At 64.6% G+C, this 23,830-nt stretch carries 16 protein-coding genes, 1 tRNA gene and 4 pseudogenes; 8 read left to right on the plus strand and 13 right to left on the minus strand.

Translation table 11 applies throughout. The features are described from left to right. On the plus strand, positions 1-265 hold a 265-nt coding region (locus SJH88_RS12940; protein ID WP_274754715.1), incomplete at its 5' end, for a hypothetical protein. 502 nt (positions 266-767) lie between these two features. Here the strand turns inward: SJH88_RS12940 and SJH88_RS12945 are convergent. The 3 genes from SJH88_RS12945 to SJH88_RS12955 form a co-directional block, all read right to left on the minus strand. Next, positions 768-1,166 (minus strand): COG4315 family predicted lipoprotein, encoded by a 399-nt coding sequence (locus tag SJH88_RS12945; protein ID WP_274754716.1) that lies wholly within the window; start codon positions 1,164-1,166, stop codon positions 768-770. A 239-nt stretch (positions 1,167-1,405) separates the two neighbouring features. Then, positions 1,406-1,903, minus strand: a complete 498-nt coding sequence (locus SJH88_RS12950) for an HD-GYP domain-containing protein (protein WP_274754717.1) — start codon at positions 1,901-1,903, stop codon at positions 1,406-1,408. Beyond that, entirely contained in the window at positions 1,834-4,269 is a 2,436-nt protein-coding gene (locus tag SJH88_RS12955) for a metal-dependent phosphohydrolase (protein WP_274754718.1), read from the minus strand. Before SJH88_RS12955 ends, SJH88_RS12950 begins: the two co-directional genes overlap by 70 nt. A gap of 236 nt (positions 4,270-4,505) precedes the next feature. Here SJH88_RS12955 and SJH88_RS12960 point away from each other — a divergent pair. Together SJH88_RS12960 and SJH88_RS12965 are read left to right on the plus strand one after the other, a co-directional pair. Next, positions 4,506-5,996: pseudogene (locus SJH88_RS12960) on the plus strand (HAD-IC family P-type ATPase); the annotation flags it as partial. Positions 5,997-6,175: 179 nt separating this feature from the next. After that, positions 6,176-6,973: an HAD-IC family P-type ATPase gene (locus SJH88_RS12965; RefSeq protein WP_331699942.1), complete on the plus strand. Its 798-nt coding sequence runs from the start codon at positions 6,176-6,178 to the stop codon at positions 6,971-6,973. Positions 6,974-7,077: 104 nt separating this feature from the next. Here SJH88_RS12965 and SJH88_RS12970 read toward each other — a convergent pair. The 5 genes and pseudogenes from SJH88_RS12970 to SJH88_RS12990 form a co-directional block, all read right to left on the minus strand. Continuing rightward, positions 7,078-7,311, minus strand: a pseudogene (locus SJH88_RS12970) (TolC family protein); the annotation flags it as partial. 111 nt (positions 7,312-7,422) lie between these two features. Further along, a pseudogene (locus SJH88_RS12975) lies at positions 7,423-8,741 on the minus strand (Y-family DNA polymerase). Next, positions 8,698-9,606, minus strand: a complete 909-nt coding sequence (cho, locus tag SJH88_RS12980) for an excinuclease Cho (protein ID WP_274754720.1) — start codon at positions 9,604-9,606, stop codon at positions 8,698-8,700. The pseudogene SJH88_RS12975 and the gene cho overlap by 44 nt, the downstream one beginning before the upstream one ends. 2 nt (positions 9,607-9,608) lie before the next feature. Then, positions 9,609-10,052 (minus strand): LexA family protein, encoded by a 444-nt coding sequence (locus SJH88_RS12985; RefSeq protein WP_043386283.1) that lies wholly within the window; start codon positions 10,050-10,052, stop codon positions 9,609-9,611. Between the two features lie 704 nt (positions 10,053-10,756). After that, positions 10,757-11,683 carry a LysR family transcriptional regulator gene (locus SJH88_RS12990; protein ID WP_043386280.1) on the minus strand — a complete coding sequence of 309 codons (927 nt, stop codon included), beginning with the start codon at positions 11,681-11,683 and terminating at the stop codon, positions 10,757-10,759. 134 nt (positions 11,684-11,817) lie between these two features. Here SJH88_RS12990 and SJH88_RS12995 point away from each other — a divergent pair, with 134 nt between their 5' ends. The 5 genes from SJH88_RS12995 to SJH88_RS13015 all read left to right on the plus strand — a co-directional run bounded on the left by SJH88_RS12995 (position 11,818) and on the right by SJH88_RS13015 (position 16,301). After that, the gene (locus SJH88_RS12995; protein ID WP_414111587.1) at positions 11,818-13,002 is read left to right on the plus strand and encodes a muconate/chloromuconate family cycloisomerase; all 1,185 of its coding nucleotides are present in this window, start codon (positions 11,818-11,820) and stop codon (positions 13,000-13,002) included. 46 nt (positions 13,003-13,048) lie between these two features. Continuing rightward, entirely contained in the window at positions 13,049-13,984 is a 936-nt protein-coding gene (gene catA, locus SJH88_RS13000) for a catechol 1,2-dioxygenase (RefSeq protein ID WP_274754721.1), read from the plus strand. Between the two features lie 89 nt (positions 13,985-14,073). Then, positions 14,074-14,877, plus strand: a complete 804-nt coding sequence (pcaD, locus tag SJH88_RS13005; protein ID WP_043386277.1) for a 3-oxoadipate enol-lactonase — start codon at positions 14,074-14,076, stop codon at positions 14,875-14,877. Between the two features lie 111 nt (positions 14,878-14,988). Continuing rightward, positions 14,989-15,267 (plus strand): muconolactone Delta-isomerase, encoded by a 279-nt coding sequence (gene catC / locus SJH88_RS13010; RefSeq protein ID WP_043386272.1) that lies wholly within the window; start codon positions 14,989-14,991, stop codon positions 15,265-15,267. Between the two features lie 47 nt (positions 15,268-15,314). Next, a complete protein-coding gene (locus tag SJH88_RS13015; RefSeq protein ID WP_043386265.1) occupies positions 15,315-16,301 on the plus strand; it encodes a Bug family tripartite tricarboxylate transporter substrate binding protein in 987 nt (328 codons plus the stop codon). A 603-nt stretch (positions 16,302-16,904) separates the two neighbouring features. On the opposite strand, the gene SJH88_RS13020 is transcribed toward SJH88_RS13015, so the two are convergent. The 5 genes and pseudogenes from SJH88_RS13020 to SJH88_RS13040 all read right to left on the minus strand — a co-directional run. Continuing rightward, positions 16,905-16,980: transfer RNA gene (locus SJH88_RS13020), tRNA-Thr, on the minus strand. An 18-nt stretch (positions 16,981-16,998) separates the two neighbouring features. Then, a pseudogene (locus tag SJH88_RS13025) lies at positions 16,999-18,014 on the minus strand (class 1 fructose-bisphosphatase). Between the two features lie 97 nt (positions 18,015-18,111). Continuing rightward, on the minus strand, positions 18,112-20,799 hold the full coding sequence (pepN, locus tag SJH88_RS13030; protein WP_274754722.1) for an aminopeptidase N: 2,688 nt from the start codon (positions 20,797-20,799) through the stop codon (positions 18,112-18,114). Positions 20,800-20,810: 11 nt separating this feature from the next. Beyond that, a protein-coding gene (gene prfB / locus SJH88_RS13035) for a peptide chain release factor 2 (protein WP_156781647.1) occupies positions 20,811-21,915 on the minus strand; the annotation gives its coding sequence in 2 pieces (ribosomal slippage) (positions 20,811-21,833 and positions 21,835-21,915; 1,104 coding nt in all). Positions 21,916-22,141: 226 nt separating this feature from the next. Next, positions 22,142-23,830 (minus strand): hypothetical protein (locus SJH88_RS13040; protein ID WP_274754723.1); only part of this gene is annotated, 1,689 nt, incomplete at its 5' end.

Here is a 23,830-nt window from a genome sequence, read left to right on the forward strand (position 1 = left end):
CCAGCAGGCCAGACAGCAGTTCTTCGGGTACGTCGTGTTTCTTGGTGTTCATAGTGTTTACGGACAGGCCGGCTTGCGCCGGCTGTTGATTGGCCGTTTACACAAAATTTTGCACACCCTCCATTCTCGCGCTGCGCGGACAAACGCTCAAGCACTTGTATCCGGTGAAGCGACGCTGTTGCATATGGATGCATGCCCTGCGGGGCCGATTGCTGGCGTCGCTGATGGGAAGGAGCGCTGCCCAGCCCAGGAAGTCACGGAGTGAAGGAGCGTGCCGCAGGCACATGGCTGCGGGTAGGCGCTTGGTCCCAGCGCCTTCCCGTGCGAAGAGGTGGGTGCGGCTTGCGCGGTGATGGCGCGCCTGGGGGCCTGCAGCGCTGCTGGGCCGTTTGCAGCGGGCGGAGCGGGTGCTGCTGTCACGAATGCCGGCCACCAAGCAGAGGGCAGGGCTGGCCGGCATCAGCAAATGTCCCGCTATGGGATGTCAAGGCCTTGCAGCACCAGAGCGTGCCCAGGCGTCACCTGGCTGGCCTGGGGGGGGGAAGACCAAATCATTGCATCTGTTGCAGATCCAGCGGGCCTTGGAGTCCGTAGGCCGCAAGTGCGAATCGCACAGGCTGCAGCCTAGCACTCCACCCTTGCGCAGCAAGGACCAGTGGCGGATGCCTGGGCCTGGCCGCAGTACGGCTGCATGCGCATCCGGCTTCCCACGGGCGCCCACGACTAGCCCGTGGGGCGCGCCAGGTGCTTGGGCAGGGAAGGAGGGCTCAGGGCTTGGCAGTGTGCCAAACGTTGCCCACGCCGTCGCCGGTGGCGTCGCCGGGCTTGCTGTCCTTGGCCCAGTAATACAGCGGTTTGCCCTGGTAGGCCCATTGTTTGCCGCCGTCATCGCGCGTCACCACGCTCCAGTGGCCAATCGGCTGTGCGTTGACCGGTGCCATCAGCGGGGGCCAGTTGGTGGCGCAGCCGCCATTGCACACACTCTTGCCGCTGCCAGCCGCGTCGCGGTCAAACACGTACAGCGTCATCTGGTTGGGGCCGACCAGCTTGCCATTCAGCACGGTGGCAGGTGATGCCTGGGCCATGGGCGGCTTGCTGGCGGGGGTCGTTGTGCAGGCCGACAGGGCGACTGCCGCCACCAGGGCGAGTGAAGCTACATGTCTCATGGAATGCTCCTTCAAGATCCGATGCCGCGTTCAGTGAACGGTGTGCGGGCTACGTCAGACCGCGCCAGCCACCGCGAACCAGTATCGGCTTTTTCCATGCGCCGGCAGTAACCATCCTTGCAGCAGGCACTTTGCGTGCGGGGCGCTGCGGGCTTGGCATCTGAAGCTGTGTGCATGGATTATTTGATAGCTGTCAGCGCAGGCTGAGTAAGCGCTACAGCCCAATTCCATTCATATACTCATGGCCGCAGCATGCCGGCGATTGCCGCCACGTCGACCGCATCGATCTGCGCGGGCAGCAGGTATTGCGCGGCATAGTCCTGCCACACCCTGCTGTGCAGGAAGTACAGGAACAGCTCGGTGTCGATGTGGCCGTCCTTGCCCATCAGGGCCATGATGCGCAGCGACTCCGAGAGGGTTTTTGCGGGCTTGTAGGGCCGGTCGGCCGCGGTCAGCGCTTCGAAGATGTCGGCCACGGCCATGATGCGCTCGGTGGTCTGCATGGCACTGCCGGGCAGCCGGCGGGGATAGCCGGCGCCGTCCATGCGTTCGTGGTGGTTGGCGGCAATGTCTGGCACGCGCGCCAGGTGGCGCGGCCACGGCAGTTTCTTGAGCATGTCCAGCGTGTGCACGATGTGCTCGTTGATGGCAAAGCGGTCTTCCTCGGTCAGGGTGCCGCGGCGGATGCTGAGGTTGTGCAGCTCGCCGCGGTGCTGCCGGTAGGCCGGCAGTTGCATGTCAAAGCCCAGGGTGTTGCGGGGGTCGCCGCGCTCCACGGCGGGCTTGTGCGCGCCCCAGGGGATGCGGTGTTCGGCTTGTCCGCCAGCAAGGGCTCGGCCACGGGCAGCTCCGGGGCCGGGCCACGGTGCTGGCGCAGCCGGGCCGACTCGTCGGTGGACAGGCCCAGGCTGTCGTCGAAATGGCGCCACCAGGTGGTGGCGCCCAACTGCTGGAGCCGCGCGATGGCCTCGTCCTGCAGGGACTCCCCGCCAATGTTGCAGGCGGCCACGAAAGCGAAGTCTTGCTGCAGCTGCGTGTGCCGTTGGTCGCGCTGCGCGGTGGCGGCCGCTGCGTCCTCGCCGTGCAGCAGGGCTTGCAGGTGGGCGATGTCGGCATCGCGCCACAGCACCTCGAAGCGCATGCGGATTTCATGGATGCGGTTGTAGATCAACTCCAGCTTGGTGGGCTTGTCGACGATGTGCTCGGCGCTGGTGATCTTGCCGCAATCGTGCAGCCAGGCGGCCAGGAAGAAGGCATAGCGCTCTTCGTCCGTGAGGCTGAAGTCGGCATAGGGGCCGGTGGTTTCGGCATCCAGGCTGTTGGCCAGCATGATGGCCAGTTCGGGCACGCGCTCGCAGTGGCCGCCGGTGTACGGGCTCTTGGCGTCGATGGCATCGGCCAGCACGCGGATGACGGCGTCGAACAGCTGTTTTTGCGACTCGATCAGTTGGCGCGTCTCGATGGCCACCGTCATCATGCCGGTCAGCTTGGCGGCGAAGGCTTGGAATTCGGGGCTCGCGTGTTCCTGGTCGTTCTCGTACAGCAGCACCAGCATGCCTTCGATCTCGCCGGTGCGCCCCTGGAGCTGGAATTCGATGCGCTGCACGCGCGCGCCGGTCTTGCCGGACTGCAGGGTTGCAGGTTTGGGTCTATCCACGTAGTGCAGCTGGGGCCCCAGCTCGTTCAGATCGCCGACGACGGCGAAGCGGGTCATGGTGGCCTGGTCCTGCTGGATCAGATAAATGGCGCCACCCTGGCAGCGCGTGGCGTGCACCAGTTTTTCCAGCACCAAGTTCAGCATGGCTTCGATCTGGGGTTCAGAGCCCAGAACCTGGCTGATCGACAAGAACGCTTCCACGGTGTCGCTGACGTGGTTCATGACGCGGTTGAGTTCGGCCACCTCGCGCAGCGGCGTGGGCTGGGCCGGCGGGCGGCTGAAATCGAAGCCGGACATGCGTTTGGCCTGTGCCGTGACGTGCTCCAGGGCCTGGCCGATGCGGCTGCCAGCCCACCAGCCCAGGGGCAGGCACAGCAGGATCAGCCCGCCGGCGATCAGGATCATGCGGGTACGACTGTGCTGCAGCCCGCCCAGCAGCTCTGCGGCCGGCACGGTGAGCAGCATGCGCATGTCGGTGCGGTTGAGCGCATCGAACGGCAGGATGACGCCCAGCCACGCCCGGCCTTCGCTGGTGTAGGACACGGGCACGCCATCCTGGCCGATGTGGCGCAGGGTGGACAGCGCCTGGGTGGGCAGGGTGTCCACCGGGCGCAGCACCGGAGTGCCCTGCGCCGGGTCGGTGAGTGCAGGCATGTCGCTGTAGGCGATCACGGCCCCCTTGCCATCGACCAGTGCCAGCTCGGTCCCGGGGGTGATGCGCAGGTCGGCCAGGTCCTGGCCCAGGTCGTGCAAGGCAATGTCCAGGCCGACGACGGCGTCCGAGGCGGGCGTCAGCAGGGACAGGCTGATGCCCACCTGGCGCGTCGAGAAGAACACATACGGGTCCGACAGCACGGTGGAGGCGCGGTCCTGCGCCTTCTGGTACCAGCTGCGCTCGCGCGGGTCGAACTGGTAGTCCACCTGGTGGCGCTGGGTCACCAGGTCCAGGTTGGCATCGTAAAAATAAAAGGCCCCGGCGGGTGGTTCCTGGGGCTCCCGCGTGACGGCCTGCACCAGGTAGCTGGCGGATTCGGGGGCTTGCAGTTGCTGCCGGATCTGGGGGTTCTCCAGGTGGCGGATCAGCAGGAAGTCGCCATCCGCGTAGCCCACATAAATCGCGGACACCAAGGGGTTGGCAATCAGCTCGGCCGCCAGCAGGCGCATGCGCGCCAGGCGTTCGGGCTGCCGGGGGGCCGTGACCAGCGGATCGAACGACAGGGTGCGCAGCGTGGCCGATGCCGGCTCAATCAGGCGGCGGGCGTGTTCGGAGGCGGCGTGGGCGGCGTAGTAGGACGTCTGGACCGCGGAGTCGATCAGCAGGCTGCGGGAGCTGAACCAGTTCAGGGTGATCAGCACGGTGGCCACAAAGAACATGGCTGTGACGACCATGCCGGCGATGACGGGTCGAACAGGCCAGGTGCGCAGCGCCGGGTTTTTTTCCGCCATGTTGTAGATCCTCGAGAACCGGTGGCGGCATCTGGCTGCCACAGGGTGGCTGGGGGTCGGAGGTGGTGTGGTGTCCCGCCGGGGCCTGCGGTACACGGCGATCAGAATAGCCTTGAACCCCGCCCCCGTAAACGCAAGTTTGCGGGTGTTGTGCAGGCGCCGCTGCGCACGCAGCAGGCCGCGTTCCATGGCTGCCGGCGTTGCACCAAGGCGGGTGAAGGCGAACAATCGACCGCATGACACAACGCCGCATCCCCACGGACACCCTGCCGGGTCTCGATGCCCGGACGCAGGGCCTGAGCACGCAGCAGGCCGAGGCACAGCACAGTGCCTGCGGCTGGAACGATATCGTGCCCCAGGTGACCCGCAGTTGGTGGGGCATTGCACGCGATACGGCCAGCGATCCCATGCTCTGGTTCCTGGCCCTGACCGCCGGCCTGTTCGGCCTGCTGGGCCAGATGACCGAGGCGCTGACGCTGCTGCTGGCCATGCTGCCCTTGCTGGGCATGGATGCCTACCTGCACCTGCGGACCACGGCGTCCTCCGCCGGACTGGCCAGCCGCCTGGCCAGCTCGGCCGAATGCCTGCGCGATGGCCAGTGGCAGAAGATGCCCGCGCGCGCGCTGGTGCCCGGTGATCTGGTGCGGGTGCAGCCGGGCGAGTACTTTCCGGCGGATGGCCTGCTGGTGCAGGGCAGCGGTTTGCAGGTGGACGAATCGACCTTGACCGGGGAGTCGCTGCCCATGACCAAGCGCGCGCTGGAGGGCGAGGGGGCGCTGCCGCCCTCGGCGGCCGAGGCGCACTGGGGCACGGCGGGCACCCGGCTGCTGACCGGCACCGCCTGGCTGCGCGTGCTCTGGATCGGGCAGGACACCCGCTACGGCGAAATCGTGCGCACCGCCACCGAGGGCAGCCACGAGGCCACGCCCCTGCAAAAAGCCATCCGCGAACTGGTGGTCATCCTGCTGGGCGTGGCCCTCATTGTGTGTGCGGTGCTGGCGCTGGTGCGGCTGTGGCAGGGCCATGGCTGGATGGATGCCTTGCTCAGCGCCGTGACCCTGGCCGTGGCGGCCATCCCCGAGGAGTTTCCCGTCGTCTACACCTTCTTCCTGGGGGCCGGGGTGTTCCGTCTGGCCAAGAAGCATGCCCTGGTGCGCCGCGCCGTGGCGGTGGAGAACATCGGCCGGGTCAGCTGCATCCTGTCCGACAAGACCGGCACCATCACCGCAGGGGCGCTGGTGCTGTCGCAGCAGATGCCGGCAGCGGGCCTGGACGCGCGCGGGGTGCTGGAGGTGGCCTGCCGGGCTGCCCGCCCGGACAGCGGCGATCCCATGGACCAGGCCCTGCACCAGGCGCTGGGCCCGGCGGCGCCGGGGGAGCAACGGGCGGCATTTCCCTTCACGGAAGCGCGGCGGCGGGAAACAGCGATTTGGTCCAATGAGGCTGGAGCGCTTGCTGCGTATGTGAAAGGTGCTCCTGAAACCATACTTTCCCTGTGTGTGCTGTCCGATGGCGAGCGGGGCCACTGGCTGGACCTGGTGAACCAGCACGCGCAGTCCGGGCGCAAGCTCATCGGCTGTGCCTGGAAGGCCTTGCCCGCTGGCGTCGCGATGGCGGTGGAGCCCGACCACGGCTTCCAGTGGGCCGGCCTGCTGGCGTTTGAAGACCCGGTGCGCGACGGCGTGCGCGAGGCGATCGCGGACTGCATGGCGGCGGGCATGCGCGTCATCATGGTCACCGGCGACCACCCGGCCACGGCCACGGCGATTGCCCGCGCGATCGGTCTGGGCGGCGCCCACCCCCAGACTCTGGTGCTGCGCCCGAGGACGATCCCGCCACGCGCCTGCATGGCCACGCGGGGCTGGACGTGGTGGCGCGCGCCACGCCGGTGCAGAAGCTGGCCCTGGTGCAGGCGCTGCAAGCGGCCGGGGAGCTGGTGGCCGTCACCGGCGATGGCGTCAACGACGTGCCCGCGCTGCGCCAGGCCGACATCGGGGTGGCGATGGGCGCGCGCGGCACGCGCAGCGCCCGCGAGGTGGCACCCGTGGTGCTGCTGGATGACAACTTCCGCACCATCGTCGACGCCGTGGCCGAGGGTCGGCAGCTGTTCCAGAACCTGCGCCTGGCCTTTGCCTACCTGCTGCTGGTGCACCTGCCGCTGGTGGTGGGCGCGGCGGCCATTCCGCTGATGGGGCTGCCGCTGGTGTTTCTGCCGCTGCACATCGTCTGGCTGGAGCTGGTGATCCACCCGACGGCCATGATGGCCTTCCAGGACCTGCCCGCGCACGGCCCACTGGCGCCGGTGCGGCGCCAGCGCACGGCCCGTTTCTTTGCCCCCGAAGCCTGGCTGGGCATGGCGCTGGTCGGCTGCCTGGCGAGCGTGGCCGTGGTGTGGAGCTACCTGTACGCGCTGGGCGCGGACCAGAATGTGGAACATGCCCGCGCCATGGCGCTGGCGGTGCTGCTGATCGCCAGCGCCGGCATCACCACGGGCCTGACCCAGCTGCGCCGTGCTGCGGCGCGGTGGCTGGTGGGGGGCACGCTGGCCTCGCTGGTGGCCAGCATGCAGGTGCCGGCCCTCAGCCGGCTGCTGCACCTGCAGCCGCTGCATGCGCCCGACTGGTGGCTGGTGGCCGGGGTGTTTGTGGCGGCGCTGCTGCTGACCCTGGCGCTGGCACTGCAGTTGCGGCGCTCGCAGTCTTGAAGCCACTGCCGCTGCAGGGCCTGGGCCTGCCGCCCGGGCGCAGGTGCAATCCTGGTATATGTAGCAAAAAGTGCCAGCAGCCCGCTTGCAGCCTGCGTCAATAGCTATGGTTTTGGTGAGTGGGCGGCGTCTGCGGGCTGCCAGCCACCCCCCAGGGCCTTGTACAGCTGCACGCGGTTGTCCAGCTCGGCCTGGTGCAGGCGCACCACTTCCAGCTCGGCCGCGTACAGGTTGCGCTGGGCGTCCAGCTCTTCCAGGTAGCTGGCATAGCCGGCCTCATAGCGATCGTGCGCAAAGCGCAGCGACTGCTGCAGCACCTGGCGGCGCTGCGTGGCATGCCTGCTGGGCCATGCGCGGATCCCTGTCAGCGTCCATGCGTTCCAATCGGGCCCCAAGCTGAATCACCGCAGTCCCAAGCTGTGTGACCCACTGTCATGTTCGGGATGCTTTCACGCGCAGGTGTTGGCCCGCGCAACCGGTATTTCGTCCAGCCTTGTGGTGTAGCGGGGCGTGCGGTGCTCCTGCTTCATGCGCCATCCAGCCGCATCCGTCTGCGTGTGACCGGTGCTGCCAATGTGCAGCGTGGCTTGGCCATAGCGGGCGTTGATGCGATCCATGGCTTCCATCAGCTTGCCTGGGTCTCGGCAGGTGCGGGGGGCTTCAAACAGCAGCTCGGCTTGCTGCTGGGTGTTGGCAGGGCACAGGTCCAGCAGCATCACGCCGGCCTTGGCCAGCTCAAACCCTGGCTGGTAGATCTGGCGCAGCCCGACTACGGCGGCCTGGAGCAGCGTTCGGGTGTCGGCAGTGGGGCACGGCAGCGGCAGGGTGATGGACCGATTGAACCGCGGCCCGCGCGGAAGGGAGAGCTGTGCGCAAACACCAGCACCGCCCCGGCCAACTGCTGGCTGTGGCGCAGTTTCTCAGCGGCCCGGGTGGCGAATTCGCTCACCGCTTCGACCAAGGGTGGCAAGCTGCGGATGGTCTGGCCAAAGCTGCGGGTGCATGCGATCTGCTGCTTGGGGGCCGGGGCATGTTCCAGGCTGATGCAACTAATGCCCTGCAGCTCCCGCACCGTGCGCTCCAGCACCACGCCCCATTCCTGGCGGGCCTGGGGGGCAGGCATCCTGGCCACGTCCAGGGCCGTGCAGAGACCGTGCTCTGCCAGCCTGGCCGCCATGCGGCGGCCAATGCCCCACACACCGCCGGCCGGGGTGCGTTGCAGCAGTTCCTGGCGCTGTGCGGGGGTCAGCTCGGCCCAGTTGCACACCCCTTGCATCTCTGCCGACTGGTGGCCGGGTTGGCGTTCGGCATCCTTGGCGATGTGGTTGCACAGCTTGGCCAGCGTCTTGGTGGGGCCCAGCCCGATGCAGGTGGGGATGCTGGTCCAGCGCCAGATGCGGCTGCGGATGGCCCGTGCCCGGCGTGTCAGCTCGGGGATGCCCTCCAGGTCGCCGATAAAGCTTTCATCAATGGAATAGATCTCCTGCAGCGGCCCCAGGCCTGCGGCAATCGCCATCATGCGGGCGCTCATGTCGCCGTACAGCTCGAAGTTGGCCGACAGGCAGATCAAGCCGGAGGTGCGCTCCAGCTCCCGGAACTGGTAATACGGCTGGGCCATCTGGATGCCCAGGGCCTTGGCTTCGTCCGAGCGGGAGATGGCGCAGCCATCGTTGTTGCTCAGCACCACCACGGGCTGGCCGCGCAGCGCCGGCTGGAAGGCCCGTTCACAGGACACATAGAAGTTGTTGCCATCGATCAGGGCAAACATGGCGGTGCCTACAGCTGCACGATGGGCAATTGCCCGTCAAGATGGGGCGGCACAGGATCTTGTAGCCATCCGCGTCAAAGCCGGCAGCCACCTTGGCCAGCTTGCGCGCCTGGGGCAGGCTGGTGGCGCTGCCCAGGTAGCACCAGTGGTGCACCACGTGCAGCTGCTGCAGGTCATCGCAGCGCTCCTGCAGGGCGATCGGCCCCGGGTAGGGCCAGGTGGCAATCTGCAGGTTTTCCAGTGCCGCCAGCAGGCGCTGGGCATGCTCGGCCGGAGTCTCACGGCCACAGCACACGCCCTGACAGCGCTGGAGCATGGCCCTGAAGCACGCCCGGCCCGGTGGCAGCTTTTCCAGCCCCAGCGCACCCAGGCACAGGGCATGTACATCGGCCAGTCCGTGCAGTGCCTGCAAGGCCGCCGTGCGGCTGCTGTACAGGCCGTACAGGCCTGGGGTGCTGGCAAAGTCCATGTCCCGGGCATGGACCACCTCGAGCCGGCCATCACGCAGTTGCAGTGCGCACAGCTGGCGGTTGCGGCGGAGCTTCTGGTTGTACAGCGGCTGCTGCTGTTTGATCAGTTGGGCCTCCAGCAGCAGGGCGCCAATCTCTCCCGCCGTGCGAATGTGGCTGATGTGCGTGGCCTGGCGCAGCATGCGTGCCTCTTCCGGGTTGCGCAGGTGGGCCAGTACGCGCGAGCGCAGGTTCACGCTCTTGCCGATGTACAGCGGCAGGCTGTCCCCTTGCGCATGAAAGATGTAAACCCCCGGGGCTGCCGGCAGGTCTTGCAGGTTCGCGCGCAGGTGCTCCGGGTAGGCATACAGGCTGGCCGGGTCGAACTGCGGATGGCGGCGTGCGGGCAGCTGCATGGCTAACGGGCAAAACGTTTGATGCAGGAAGTCACCACGCCCCAGATCTCCAGTGTCTCGTTCTCCTGGGGGGTGATGTCCGGATAGGCGGGGTTGCCCGCCTGGAGGCGTACAGCGTCCCCCGCACAGTGCAGCAGCTTGACCGTGAACTCTCCCTCCACCATCGCCACCACGATGTGCGCATGGCGTGCCTGGATGGCGCGGTCCACCACGATCAGGTCTCCATCGTCGATGCCGTACTCCCGCATCGAAGGTCCCGCCACCCGCAGCAGGTAGGTGGCGTGCGGGTGCTCGATCAGCAGGCTGGCAATGTCCAGACGCTCCCCCCGGAAGTCCTCCGCAGGCGAGGGGAAGCCGGCACGTACCGGGCAGTCGGCCAGTGGCAGCGCCATGGACGAGGCGGTGGCAGGCACTGGGAGGCCGGATAAAAGACGATTACTGTACATGCATACAGTATACGGCGATTGCCCAAAAACCATCCGGTGCGTGTTGTGTCCTGTGCAGCAGCGTGCGCGAATGGCCCAGACTGCAGGAAATCTTGTCGAGCGTCTGCTCGGCCAGCGCTTGAACAGGCAAGGCAACAGCGGCAGCGCCCTCCGTACGGTCAGTACTTAATTTTTAGTAGCAATGAATGTCGCCAAACATCAGCGTGTGACCAGGTGGTGCTTCCTATAACTTTGTTGCAGATCGCAAATTTTGGAATTGAATCCGGCCATAGACACGTTTCACCTGGTCAGCGCCACCATGCTGTGGGCGCCGGACCTGCTGCGCGATATCGGCGAATTGCCGGGTGCTCGTACGGTACTTTTAAACAGCGTCACCCATTCAGAGGTCTCCAGCCGCTTCCAGGGACTCTTGGTGGTGGAACACAAGCGATTGCGACAAGCGGATCACAAGGAGAAGGTGCAGAAGGTGCGCGCACAAGTGCCTGCGCATTCCGCAGGGGGCAAGCAGCATGGGGAGGCCGCTTTGGGTTGGGGATTCCACCAATCAATCCAACGCATTCATTCAGAATTTCACCTGGAGTTTGGGCCCTCAAGGTCGCGCTGTGCCCCTCGCTCAATTTCTAGCAATCACATCCAGCTCATCAAGGGCGCAGCCCACAGCGCTCACAACAGACAAGCGCAATGCAGCCAGGCATCAAACCGGATCACTCCCGTGGGGATGGGTTGTGCTCCGTGCCCAGCCAGCTCGGGTGTTCTGCATACACATCGGTGGCTAGGCGCTTGATGGCATCGATGAACCAGGCGTTATCGTTGATGCGATGGGTCAAGATGATGGGAGATGTCGCGCGCTGATCTTCGATCAGACGGTAATGCAGGTCGCTGCGCAGCCGTGCCGAGGCTGGGATGAGGCACAGCCCGGACTCTGCGGCCACCAGACCCAGTGCGGTTTGAATCTCGCGCACCTCGTGGATCTCTGAGGGGCGTATCGATTGGTCGCGCAGCAGGCTGAGGATGTGGTCCGCGAAGCTGGGACGTGGTTCCTTGGGATAGACGATGAGTTTTTGCCCATGGACAGCCTTCAGGCTGAGCTGGCAGGCTTCGGCAGCCAACGGAGAACTGGGCGGCAGGGCCAGTACCAGCCGCTCTTCGCGCAGGACGATGCGTGTGACCGCGGCATCGTTGCTGCGGATACGGCCGAAACCGATGTCGATACGGCCAGATTTCAGGGCTGTGATTTGCTGCATGGAGGTGAGCTCCACCAGCTGGATGTCCAAGTCCGGGTAGTGCTGGCGCAGCTTGCGCACCAGGGCGGGCAGGCCGCCGTAGAGGGTGGACGCCACAAAGCCGATGGACAGGGTTTGTCGCTGGTTCAGCCCGATTTGCTGGGTGGTGCTTTTGAGTTGGTCCAGCCGGTTCGTGATTTGCAGTGCTTGCTCATAAAACACGCGCCCGGCTTCGGTCAATCGCAGGGGGCGGCTGTTGCGCAGCAGCAGCTGCACCCCCAACTCCTGCTCCAGCAACTGGATCTGGCGACTCAGTGGTGGCTGTGCAATGTGCAGTTGCTCGGATGCCCGCGTGAAGTTGCGGGTGTTGGCAACAGCGATGAAGTATTTGAGCTGCCTGATATCCATAGGGTAAACCACTAATTAATGGAATTGATGGCGCCGAATTAGTTAATTCTTAGTGACTTAGCTAGAGACTATACCTAGAAGGTATTTAACAAGACGAATTTGGTGTTGGATGTGTCAGGGGACTGCGTTGTTCAATGGCTGCCATGGAACACACACAACGCCTTCAATTGTCGGTGGCCCCTGTGGCCATTGAGCGGGTAGAAACCTTTTTGGTGGACTTGCCCACCATTCGTCCCCACCAGCTGTCCATGGCCACGATGAACGGCCAGACGCTGATGCTGGTGCGTCTGTATTGCTCAGACGGTACCGTGGGCGTGGGCGAGGGCACGACCATTGGGGGGCTGGCCTATGGTGCAGAGTCGCCCGAGGGGATGAAGCTGGCCATCGACACCTATTTCGCCCCTTTGCTGGTGGGGGCGGATGCCAGCCATGTGCCCGCCATCATGGCCAAGCTCGACAAGGCCATCCGCGACAACCGGTTTGCCAAGTGCGCGGTGGAAACAGCGTTGTTTGACGCGCTGGGGCAGCGCACCGGCCTTCCTGTGTCCCAGTTGCTCGGTGGGCGTGTGCGTGAGAGCCTGCCCGTGGCCTGGACGCTGGCCTCAGGGGATACCGCCAAGGACATCGACGAGGCCGAGTGCATGCTGGCGCAGCGTCGCCACAACATCTTCAAACTCAAGATTGGCCGCCGTGCTGTGGCCGACGACGTGGCCCATGTGGCGGCCATCAAGAAGGCCCTGGGTGATCGCGCAGCCGTGCGGGTCGATGTGAATATGGCATGGAGTGAACTGCAGGCCCAGCATGGCCTGGCGGCATTGGCCGATGCCGGCTGTGAGCTGGCTGAGCAACCCGTGGCCACCGCCGAAGCACTGGCACGTCTGAAGGGGCGTTACCCGATTGCCATCATGGCCGATGAGTCGCTGACCGGCCCGGCTTCAGCCTTCGCCCTGGCCCGCGTAGCGGGTGCCGATGTGTTCGCTGTGAAGATTGAGCAGTCGGGTGGGCTGCGCGCTGCACAACAGGTGGCCGCGATTGCCGATGCTGCAGGCATTGCACTATACGGCGGCACCATGCTGGAGGGGGCGGTGGGCACGGTGGCTTCGGCCCATGTGTTTGCCACCTTCCGAGATCTGCAGTGGGGCACCGAGTTGTTTGGTCCCTTGCTGTTAACCGAAGAAATCTTGGCACAGCCGCTGCAATACCAGGACTTCCAGCTGGCTGTGCCAACGGCTCCGGGTCTGGGGATTGCGCTGGATGAAGACCGCGTGCAGTTCTTCCGCCGTGACAAAAAGCGCAGTGCCGCAGTGGCGGCGCACTGAAGCCGCGTCTGTTCTATCCGTTCCTACGATGACCAAGGAGACCCGTATGTCTATACAACTCTTCGACACCGCCGAAGTGCAGGACTTTCTGCGTCTGGCCAGTGGCCTCAATCAGCCAGGCGGAAATCCCCGCACCAAGCAGATCATTCACCGCATCCTGTCGGACCTGTACAAGGCGATTGAAGACCTGAACATCACTCCCGACGAATACTGGGCTGGCGTGGCCTATCTGAACCAGCTGGGTGCGCGTGGCGAAGCTGGGCTGCTGTCGCCGGGTCTGGGTTTTGACCGCTACTTTGATATGCGCATGGACGCTGAAGATGCTGCGCTGGGCATCCAGAACGGCACACCCCGCACGATCGAGGGCCCGCTGTATGTAACTGGTGCCCCCGTGGAACAAGGCTTTGCACGGCTGGATGATGGCAGCGACAAGGATGGACACACCCTGATCATGCATGGCACCGTGCGTGGCGCCAATGGCCAGCCCCTGCCGGGTGCACAGGTTGAAGTCTGGCATGCCAACACCAAAGGCTTTTATTCCCACTTCGACCCGACTGGCGAGCAACAGCCTTTCAACATGCGTCGCACCATCATTGCGGATGGCCAGGGACGTTACAAATTCCAGAGCATCGTGCCCGTGGGCTATGGCTGCCCAACCGATGGTCCCACACAGGCCTTGCTCAATCAGCTGGGGCGCCATGGCAACCGACCTGCGCACATTCATTTCTTTGTGTCGGCGCCCGGTCATCGCAAGCTGACCACGCAGGTCAACATCGACGGTGATCCGCTGGTGTTCGATGACTTCGCCTATGCCACCCGCGAAGGCCTGGTGCCTGCGGTGGTGGAGCGCACCGATGCAGCCAGCATCCAGGCAGAGGGCCTGAGCGCGCCGTTTGCTGAGATCGTGTTCGACATCCAGCTCAGCGCACTGGTGAATGGCGTGGACAACCAGATGGTGGATCGTCCACGCCTGGCGGCCTGATGGCTTGATCCGGTAGAGCGTTGCATCGTGCACCACAGGGCTTGGCCGTGTGATGCGATGGAGCGCCTGCCGCATGAAAGGAAACATTGATGGGCCATGCCCCTTTTCAGCTGCCGACATCGCGCGGCAATTTCCGGGTGGCGGTGGACGGTGATGTCACCGCACCAGCACTCATTTTGAGTAACTCTTTGGGCACCACGCTGGAGATGTGGACACCGCAGGTGGCGGAGTTTGCCAAGCACTGCCGTGTGATTCGTTATGACACGCGCGGGCATGGTGGCAGTCCAGTCACACCGGGTCCCTATCGCTTTGATGATCTGGGGCAGGATGTACTGGCTCTGCTGGATGCGCTGGACGTGGAGCAGGCCGCATTTTGTGGCATTTCCATGGGTGGCCACACGGGGCTGTGGCTGGGCATACATGCTGCTGCACGGCTGAGTGCGCTGGTGGTGTGCAACAGCGCGGCACGGATTGGTACGCAGCCCGCTTGGCAGGAGCGTGCCGCAATGGTGCGCGCAGGCGGAGCTGCCGGCATGCGCAGCCTGGCTGATTCAGCCCCAGGACGTTGGTTCTCCGCAGGTTTCATTCAGCAGCGCCCAGACGTGGTGCAAGGCGTGCAGGAGGGGTTGGCACAGATCAGCCCAGAAGGCTACGCCGCTTGCTGTGAAGCCCTGGCCACTTCCGATCTGCGTGCCGACCTGGGCTTGATCACAACGCCTACGCTGTTGCTCGCAGGCGCGGTTGACCCTGTCACCACGGTGGCCGATGCCCAGGCCATGCAAGCGGGGATTGCACGTGCGCAACTGGCGGTGCTGTCCGCCTCCCATTTGTCGAATCTGGAAGCGCCGGATGACTTTGCCCAAACGGTGCAGAGCTTCATCGGCCACGCTTGAGACGACTTGCCCGCAGCAGTCACACCGGGTGCTGTGCGATGACTGCAGCTAGTGACCCCGCTCCGGGTATTCCCACCCACCCTTTCCCCAATTTCTATCCAAGGACATCACATGCTGTATCTGGTTCACATGATTGTTGAGATCCCTTCCACCATGCCTGCTGAAGAAGCTGCACGCATCAAGGCTGAGGAAAAGGCCTATTCGCAGCGGCTGCAGCAAGAGGGCCAATGGCCACACCTGTGGCGCGTAGTGGGTGAATACGCCAACTACAGCGTGTTCGACGTAGAGAGCAACGATGCGCTGCACGAGGCCCTGAGCCAGCTGCCCTTGTTTCCCTACATGAAGATCACGGTCACCCCGCTGGCCAAACATCCTTCGTCGATCCGCTGATTTCGCGCCGTCACACACAACAACAAACATCTATCCCGGAGACAAGCATGAAGCATCAATTGTTCAAATACACCGTGTCTGCTGCCTTGCTGGCAGCATTTGCTGGACCCGTGCTGGCGCAAACCGATCCCGCGCAATGGCCCAACAAACCGATCAAATGGGTGGTGCCATTCCCACCCGGAGGCGCCATGGACGCGATTGCCCGCACCCTGGGTGAGGTGACTGGCCGCAAGCTGGGGCAGCCGTTTGTGATTGAAAACAAGGCAGGGGCAGGGGGCAACATCGGTTCGGATTTCGTGGCCAAACAGCCTGCTGATGGCTACACGCTGATGATCACCTCCATCGGCATGGCGACCAATGGCGCGTTGTACAAGAAACTGAGCTATGACCCGATCAAGGACTTTGAACCCGTCAGCTTGCTGGCTGTGGTGCCCAACGTCTTGGTGACCCACGCCAGCCAAAAGAACATTCAGAGCGTGAAGGACGTGATCGAGCAGGCCAAAAAGTCGCCGAATAAGCTTACGTATGCTTCTGCGGGGAACGGGACTTCCATCCATTTGGCCGGTGCAAACTTCACGGCATTGACCGGCGTGCAGATGTTGCATGTTCCTTACCGTGGCAGCGGCCCTGCGGTCACGGACCTGCTGGGTGGTCAGGTGGACTTTATGTTCGACAGCATCACATCGGCACGCCCGCATATCCAGGCCGGCAAGCTGCGCGCCCTGGCCGTGACAACCAAGCAGCGCTCGGCATCGTTACCCGATGTGCCGACCGTGGCGGAGGCCGGGGTCCCCGGCTATGAGGTCTCGCCATGGTTTGCGACTTTCATGCCTGCAGGCACGCCAGCGGCGGTTGTGGAAAAGTTGAGCCTGGCCCTCAATGAATCCATGCGCGATCCTGAGGTGAAAAAGCGTCTGGATGCGATTGGTGCCGAGCCGATGGGCACCACCCCGCAGGTGCTGCGCACCCACCTCAAGCAAGAGACGGAGCGCTGGACCCAATTGATCAAGACCGCCGGCATTTCAGCGGATTGAGTGCGAGCAGCAAGAGCCGCTAACGCCGCCCAGCAAATCGAAGATTTGCGCCTGAGACGAGGCGTGAAGCCGCAGGCAGTACCAGCGGATGACATGGCAAAACAACGACATATCAAGGGTTGCGTTAACGGATCTCAATCCACTGCGGCTGCATGGGCGGGAGCAGGCTTCGAACGTTCGAGCACGCTGGGGCTGGAGGCTGGCATTGGCCAACCCCAGCAGGACAATTCAACGACCCGGCAAGCAGTGGCTCACTGGCTTCTGGCGTGGGTGGGCCATAAGCCGGTGTACCCCGTACAAGATGTTGTCGCAGTATTGGCCTGGGCCGTTCGGTCTTGACCAGGGAGGTCAGCGTGCTGCGCATTAGCGGCACTGTCAGAGCAAGCTCCACGTGCGAGGTGCATTCGATAGGCAAATGCTGCGGAATGAAGATGGTGCAGGGCTTGCCCAATCGCGGTACGCACCCAGTCTCGTTGCGCTGTTTGGACTGGGGTGCTGGCACAGGTCAGCACCAATCGTCTGTGAAGCACCTCACTCACTTTTGTACCCCCGCAAAAAACAAAACCCCGCTATGCAGAACATAGCGGGGTTTCCTTATTTCAATGGTGCCGGAGACATGAATCGAACACGCGACCTTCTCATTACGAATGAGCTGCTCTACCGACTGAGCTACACCGGCAACAGGTAAAGATTATAGTTACTTTTGGTCGGCTTCGAGGTGATAGCGGGTCACGCGTTCGACTTCATTCTTGGAGCCCAGCACCACGGACACGCGCTGGTGCAGTTCGGTGGGCTGGATGTCCAGGATGCGCTCGCGGCCGTTGGTGGCGGCGCCGCCGGCCTGCTCGATCAGCCAGCTCATGGGGTTGGCTTCGTACATCAGGCGCAGCTTGCCGGCCTTTTGGGGCTCGCGCTTGTCCCAGGGGTACATGAAGATGCCGCCACGGCACAGGATGCGGTGGACGTCGGCCACCATGGCCGCCACCCAGCGCATGTTGAAGTTCTTGCCGCGCGGCCTTCTTCACCGGCCAGGCATTCGTCGATGTAGCGCTTGACCGGGGCATCCCAGTGGCGCATGTTGGACATGTTGATGGCGAATTCCTTGGTGTCCTCGGGGATCTTGACGTTTTCCTCGATCAGGATGAAGGAGCCTTGCTCGCGGTCCAGCGTGAACATGGCCACGCCGTCGCCCACGGTCAGCACCAGGGTGGTCTGGGGGCCGTAGATGCAGTAGCCGGCCGCCACCTGGTGGGAGCCCGATTGCATGAAGTCGCTGTCGTGCACGCCAGGGTGGCCTTCAGGCTTCTTGAGCACGCTGAAGATGGTGCCGATGGACATGTTGATGTCGATGTTGGACGAGCCATCCAGCGGGTCGAACATCAGCAGGTATTCGCCCTGGGGATAGCGGTTGGGCACCACGTAGATGCCTTCCATCTCCTCCGAGGCCATGGCCGCCAGGTGGCCGCCCCATTCGTTGGCTTCGATCAGCGTTTCGTTGGCGATGATGTCCAGCTTCTTCTGCACTTCGCCCTGCACGTTCTCGCTGCCGGCGGTGCCCATGACGTCACCCAGTTCGCCCTTGTTCACGGCAAAGCTGATGCGCTTGCAGGCGCGGGCGACGACTTCCAGCAGCAGGCGCAGCTGGGGGGGGATGCGGCCATCGGCGCGTTGCTGTTCGACCAGATAACGGGTCAGGCTGACACGACGTGTCATAAGAATTCTCCTTTGGGCACCCTGTGACAGGGTGTCTTAACTCTAAAAAAGGAGCTGTCAGCGCTTGTTGGCCAAGCGCTGACAGCCATTTTGATGCTCAATCGCCGAGGGCGCGGGTGACCACCTCGCGCACGTCGTTGCTCAGGTCCGGCTTGGCTGCCACGCGGGCAATCGCTTCGCGGGCGGCCGTGCGGTAGGGCTCGGCCAGCTTGCTCCAGCGGTCCAGGGCGCGCGCCAGGCGGGCCGCGACCTGCGGGTTGATGGCGTCGAGCTCCAGCACACGTTCGCTCCAGAACACGTAGCCGGCGGCATCGGTGCGGTGGAAGGCCCCGGGGTTGGCGCTGCAGTAGCTGAAGATCAGGCTGCGTGCGCGGTTGGGGTTCTTGAGGCTGAAGTCCGCATGCTTCATCAGCTGCTTGACGGCAGGCAGCACCTGGCCGCCGCGGTCGCAGTTGCTGGCTTGCAGGCTGAACCACTTGTCGATGACCAGGGGCTCGCTCTTGAACAGGGCGTGGAAGCGTTCCAGCGCGGGCTTGGCCAGCTCGGCGCCGCTGTTCACCAGGGCCGACAAGGCGTTGAAGCGGTCGGTCATGTTGCCCGCATCCTTGAAGCGCTGGTAGGCCTTGCCGGGCCAGACCGTATCGCCGCTGGTGCGCGCCGCCAGGCACAGCATCAGCAGGGCGCTGCCCGTGAGGGCGCGGCGCCCGCACGAGATGGGGTCGGGCTGGTAGGCACCGGTGGCGCTGTGGGTGTCGAAGGCCCAGGCCCAGTCGGCCTGCAGGGCTTCGGCCAGTTGCTGGCGCATGGATTCACGCACGGCGTGGATGCGCTGCGGATCGACCATGTCCAGCTGCTCGGCGATGTAGCTTTCGGCCGGCAGTGTCAGCACCAAATCCTTGTAGGCGGCATCCAGCGCCGGGTGGCGCAGCACGTCACGCAGGGCGGCCACAAAGTCACCGGGCAGGATGTCGGCTGCCACGCCGCCGTCTGCACGCACGGCGTGCAGCGCGTAGCGCAGGGCCAGGCGCTGTCCGGCTTCCCAGCGGTTGAAGGCATCGCTGTCGTGGGCCAGCTGGGTCAGCAGTTCGGCATCGCTGCCGTCGTAGTCCAGCACCACCGGCGCGCTGAAGCCGCGCAACAGCGAAGGCACCGGGGCTTGCGTCACGCCGGTGAAGACCCAGGTCTGTGTGGCTTCGGTCAGCACCAGCGTCTGGCTGGCGGCGGTGGCGTCCGTGCCTTGTAACTGCAGGGGCAGGGCGCTGCCGTCCTGGCCCAGCAGGCCGATTTCGACGGGGATTACAAACGGCAGCTTGTCGGCCTGCCCGGGCGTGGCGGCGCAGCTTTGCGACAGGGTCAGCGCATAGGTCTGGGCGGCGGCATCGTACTGGCCGCGGGCGTGGACCACGGGCGTGCCCGACTGGCTGTACCAGCGCTTGAACTGTTCCAGGTGCTGGGCCAACGCGCTGCCGGGGTTGGCGTCGGCGATGGCCTGCACGAAGTCGTCGCAGGTCACGGCCTGGCCGTCATGGCGCTCGAAATACAGCTTCATGCCCTGGGCAAAACCGTCGCGTCCGACCAGGTTGTGCTGCATGCGCACCACTTCCGAGCCCTTCTCATAGATCGTGACGGTGTAGAAGTTGTTGATCTCGATGTAGCTGTCCGGGCGCACGGGGTGGGCCATGGGGCCGGCATCCTCGGGGAACTGCACGGTGCGCAGCACGCGCACGTCCTCGATGCGCTTGACGGCGCGGGCCGAGGGGGTGCCCGCCATGTCCATGCTGAATTCCTGGTCGCGGAAGACGGTCAGGCCTTCCTTCAGGCTCAGCTGGAACCAGTCGCGGCAGGTGATGCGGTTGCCGGTCCAGTTGTGGAAGTACTCGTGGCCCACCACGCTTTCCACGTTGGCGAAGTCCACATCGGTCGCCGTTGATTGGCTGGCCAGCACGTACTTGGTGTTGAAGATGTTCAGGCCCTTGTTCTCCATGGCGCCCATGTTGAAGTCGCTGGTGGCGACGATCATGAAGCGGTCCAGGTCCAGGCTCAGGCCAAAGCGCGCCTCGTCCCATGCCACGGAGTGCATCAGGGCGTTCATGGCGTGCTCGGTCTTTTCCAGGTCGCCGGGGCGCACGAAGACCTGCAGCAGGTGCTCGCGGCCAGCGCGGCTCTTGATCTTCTGCTCGCGGGCGACCAACTGGCCCGCCACCAGCGCAAACAGGTAGCAGGGCTTTTTGTGCGGGTCGACCCACTTGGCAAAGTGGCGGCCGTCGTCCAGTGGGCCTGCGTCCACCAGGTTGCCGTTGGACAGCAGCACGGGGTAGTCATGCCGGTTGGCGCGCAGCGTCACGGTGTACAGGGCCATGACGTCGGGGCGGTCGAGGAAGTAGGTGATGCGGCGGAAGCCCTCAGCCTCGCACTGCGTGAAGAACGTGCCTTCACTCACATACAGGCCCATGAGTTTGGTGTTCTTCGCGGGCGCGCAGGTGGTGAAGATTTCCAGTTCGACGGGGTCGCTGCCCTCGGGCAGGTTCTCCAGCACGAGCTGGCTGCCATCCATCTTGAACGAGGTGCCGCCGCCGTTGACCATGACGCGCGCCAGGTTCAGCTCGTCGCCATCCAGGCGCAGCGCCTGGGCGGGCACGCCGGGGTTGCGACGGATGCACATCTTGTTGAGCACGCGCGTCTTGGCGGGGTCCAGGTCGAAGGTTAGGTCGACGGTTTCAATCAACCAGGCCGGTGCCTGGTAGTCAGCACGGTAAATGGCTGAGGCTTGTCCTTCACGCAGCATGAAAGCTCCCCTTATAGGCCTTGCTTGAGCGAGGCTTCGATGAATACGTCCAGGTCGCCGTCCAGCACCTTCTGGGTCGCCGAAACTTCAACGTTGGTGCGCAGGTCCTTGATGCGGCTGTTGTCCAGCACGTACGAGCGGATTTGGTGGCCCCAGCCCACATCGGTCTTGGTGTCTTCGAGCTTTTGCTGCTCTTCCATGCGCTTGCGCATTTCAAAGTCATACAGGCGCGAGCGCAGGCGTTGCCACGCGACATCGCGGTTGCTGTGCTGCGAGCGACCATCTTGGCACTGCACCACGATGCCGGTCGGGATGTGGGTCAGGCGCACTGCCGAGTCGGTCTTGTTGATGTGCTGACCACCGGCGCCGGAAGCACGGTAGGTGTCGGTGCGCACGTCGGCGGGATTGATGTTGATTTCGATCGAATCATCAATCTCGGGATAGACGAACAGCGAGGAGAAGCTGGTGTGGCGACCGCCCGAGGAGTCAAACGGCGACTTGCGCACCAGACGGTGCACGCCGGTTTCGGTGCGCAGCAGGCCGTAGGCGTATTCGCCTTCGATCTTGATCGTCGCACTCTTGATGCCGGCCACGTCGCCGGGCGTTTCGTCCTCGACCGTGGCCTTGAAGCCCTTGCGTTCGGCGTACTTCAGGTACTGGCGCAGCAGCATGCTGGCCCAGTCGCAGGCTTCCGTGCCGCCCGCACCCGCCTGGATGTCGACGAAGCAGTTCAGCGGGTCGGCCTCATGGCGGAACATGCGGCGGAACTCCAACTCCTCGATCAGTGGGCGCAGCTTGCCGGCCTCGCCCTCGATGGTTTCCAGGCCGGCGTCATCGCCTTCTTCCTTGCTCATCTCGAACAGCTCGGCATTGTCGGCCAGCTCGGTGGTGAGCTTTTGCAGGGTCAGCACGACCGCGTCCAGGGACTTTTTTTCCTTGCCCAGTTCCTGGGCCTTCTTGGGATCGTTCCAGACGTTGGGGTCTTCCAGCGAGGCGTTTACCGTGCGCAGGCGTTCGTATTTCGCATCGTAGTCAAAGATACCTCCGTAGGTCTTCTGTCCGGGTGGACAGGTCGGCGAGGGTGGCTTCGATTTGGTTGATGCGTTCGGCTTCCATGTGTATTCCTTGTGTGTGACTGTGCTGCGCGGCAAGGCCTGTCGGTGGTCGGACTTCATGGCGTCGCTCGCGCAAAGGCGTGATTTTCGCATGTAGACGGAGACACTGCCCCAATAAGGCACTCGCGCCGCAGGTTTGTGGCGGTCGGCGCCAGGGAATGGGGGCCGTGGGTACAAACAACAACGCCACAGCGTGCAAAGGCTGTGGCGTTGGGCGGGCGGTGGCGTCAATGCGCAGGCGGTGGCGCTGCCGGTGGTGGCGGAGGCAGGTCTCTTTCGTCCATGGTGAGCGTCTGCAGATCCAGCGTGGTGAAGTCGGCCGGGGCCGAGGCAGCGGGAGAAGTGCTGTTCCAGTCCAGGGACAGCTCCTGCATCAGCACTTCATCGGGCGAGAAGTGGGAAGGGCTTTGGAACGGCGAGTCGCCAGGCAACTCCGTGGCCGCCAGTGGGGACTGCGCGGGGGCCGCAGTCAGCATGTCCAACTGGGCCGCCTGCAGCGGCAGGGTGACCTCGGGGGGCGCAACCGGCGCGCGTGGCGCCGGCGTCGTGCGCAGCGACAGGAAGGCGTCATCCGGCAGAAAGCTGGCGGGGGCTGCCACCGGCACAGCAGCCGGGGCGTCGAACACCACCTCGGGCAGGGGCACTTCGGTAGGTGCGGTGCGGATGCGACCCGGCATCTGTCCCCGGCTGGAGGCCGGGGTGGTCTGGGCCACGTTGTACAGCATCAGCAGGTCATCAAAGGCCGCCAGATCGAACCGGACTTCAGTGTCGGCAAGCGCGGTGGCAGGGTTGTGGACGATCAGGCTGCGCAGCAGGGGCTGCACGTCATCGGTGGGCCACAAGGCCTCGATCTTGCCCAGCACCTCGGGGTAGCCGCTCCACAGGTCGCGCCCTTTGCGCGAGAAGCCCAGGAAAGAGGGCACCTGCACGTTGAAATGCGCCTGGAATTGTTCGCGCGCCTGCTCGTAGGCATCGGTGCGGCTCAGGCGGTAGAGCAGCTGCAGCAGCTCCAGATAGGCCAGGGGCGAGGACGCCTGGTGCTGTGCAATGTGCGACTGCAGGATGTCGACCGCCTGGTCGTTTTCGCCAATCGAAGCGTAGAACTCGGCCTGCTCCTGCACATCGAACAGGGCCTGCGCGGTCAGCATCTCGACTAGGGAGGTGTCAGGTGGTGCCGCTGGTGCGCGGGCTGGCGCGGCCTCTGCCACCTGGCTGGGCAGCTCTTGCAGTTGCGGAGGCTCGGGCAGAGGGGGCTCTTGCGACACTGCTACCACTGCAGGCGCAGCCATGGCTGGCGCAGTCGCTGCGATGATGGTTTCGGTGGCTTCAGGCAGCGGGGGCTCGGGCTGTTGTGCAGCCGCCGGCACCAGCGGGGGCACGGGGGCTGGTGCGGTCGCGGGTGTTGGCGCAGCTTGCAGCGCGGCCTCGGCCGGGTCTGTCGTCGGGTGGGCGGCCGCCAGCACGGTTTCGGCCCAGGCGTGTTGCGAGTTTTGGCGTTCCTGCTTGATGCGCTGCAGCAGCCACGCAATGCAGGCCAGGGACAACGCCAGCAAACCCAGCAAGACATGCACCCAGGCTGGCAGGCCCTGCTGCTCCGCCTGGGCCAGCTGGGTGTTCAGCTTCAGCAGTTCGGTCTGGTTGTTCTTGAGCTGCGATTGCAGGCCCAGCAGTTGCTCCTCCAAGGTCTGCAGGCGCTGGGCATTGGTGTCCAGCAAGGCCTGGGTCTGGGCGTCGATGCGGGGTTCGGTGGGTTCGGCGCTCGCCGGGGCCTCGGGCGCCGTCTGGGGGCTGCCCAGCCCTTCCAGGGGTTCCATGCGCAAGCGCGGCTGTGTGGTCGCCGCGGGCTCTGCCGCACTGGGGGCTGGTGCCGTGACCGCGGGCGCTGCAGGGGGAGCGCGACCGTGTTGCTGGCGCTG

This window comes from Comamonas sp. GCA5 (assembly GCF_036541385.1).
In the GTDB taxonomy this organism is placed as follows: Bacteria; Pseudomonadota; Gammaproteobacteria; order Burkholderiales; family Burkholderiaceae_C; genus Comamonas; species Comamonas aquatica.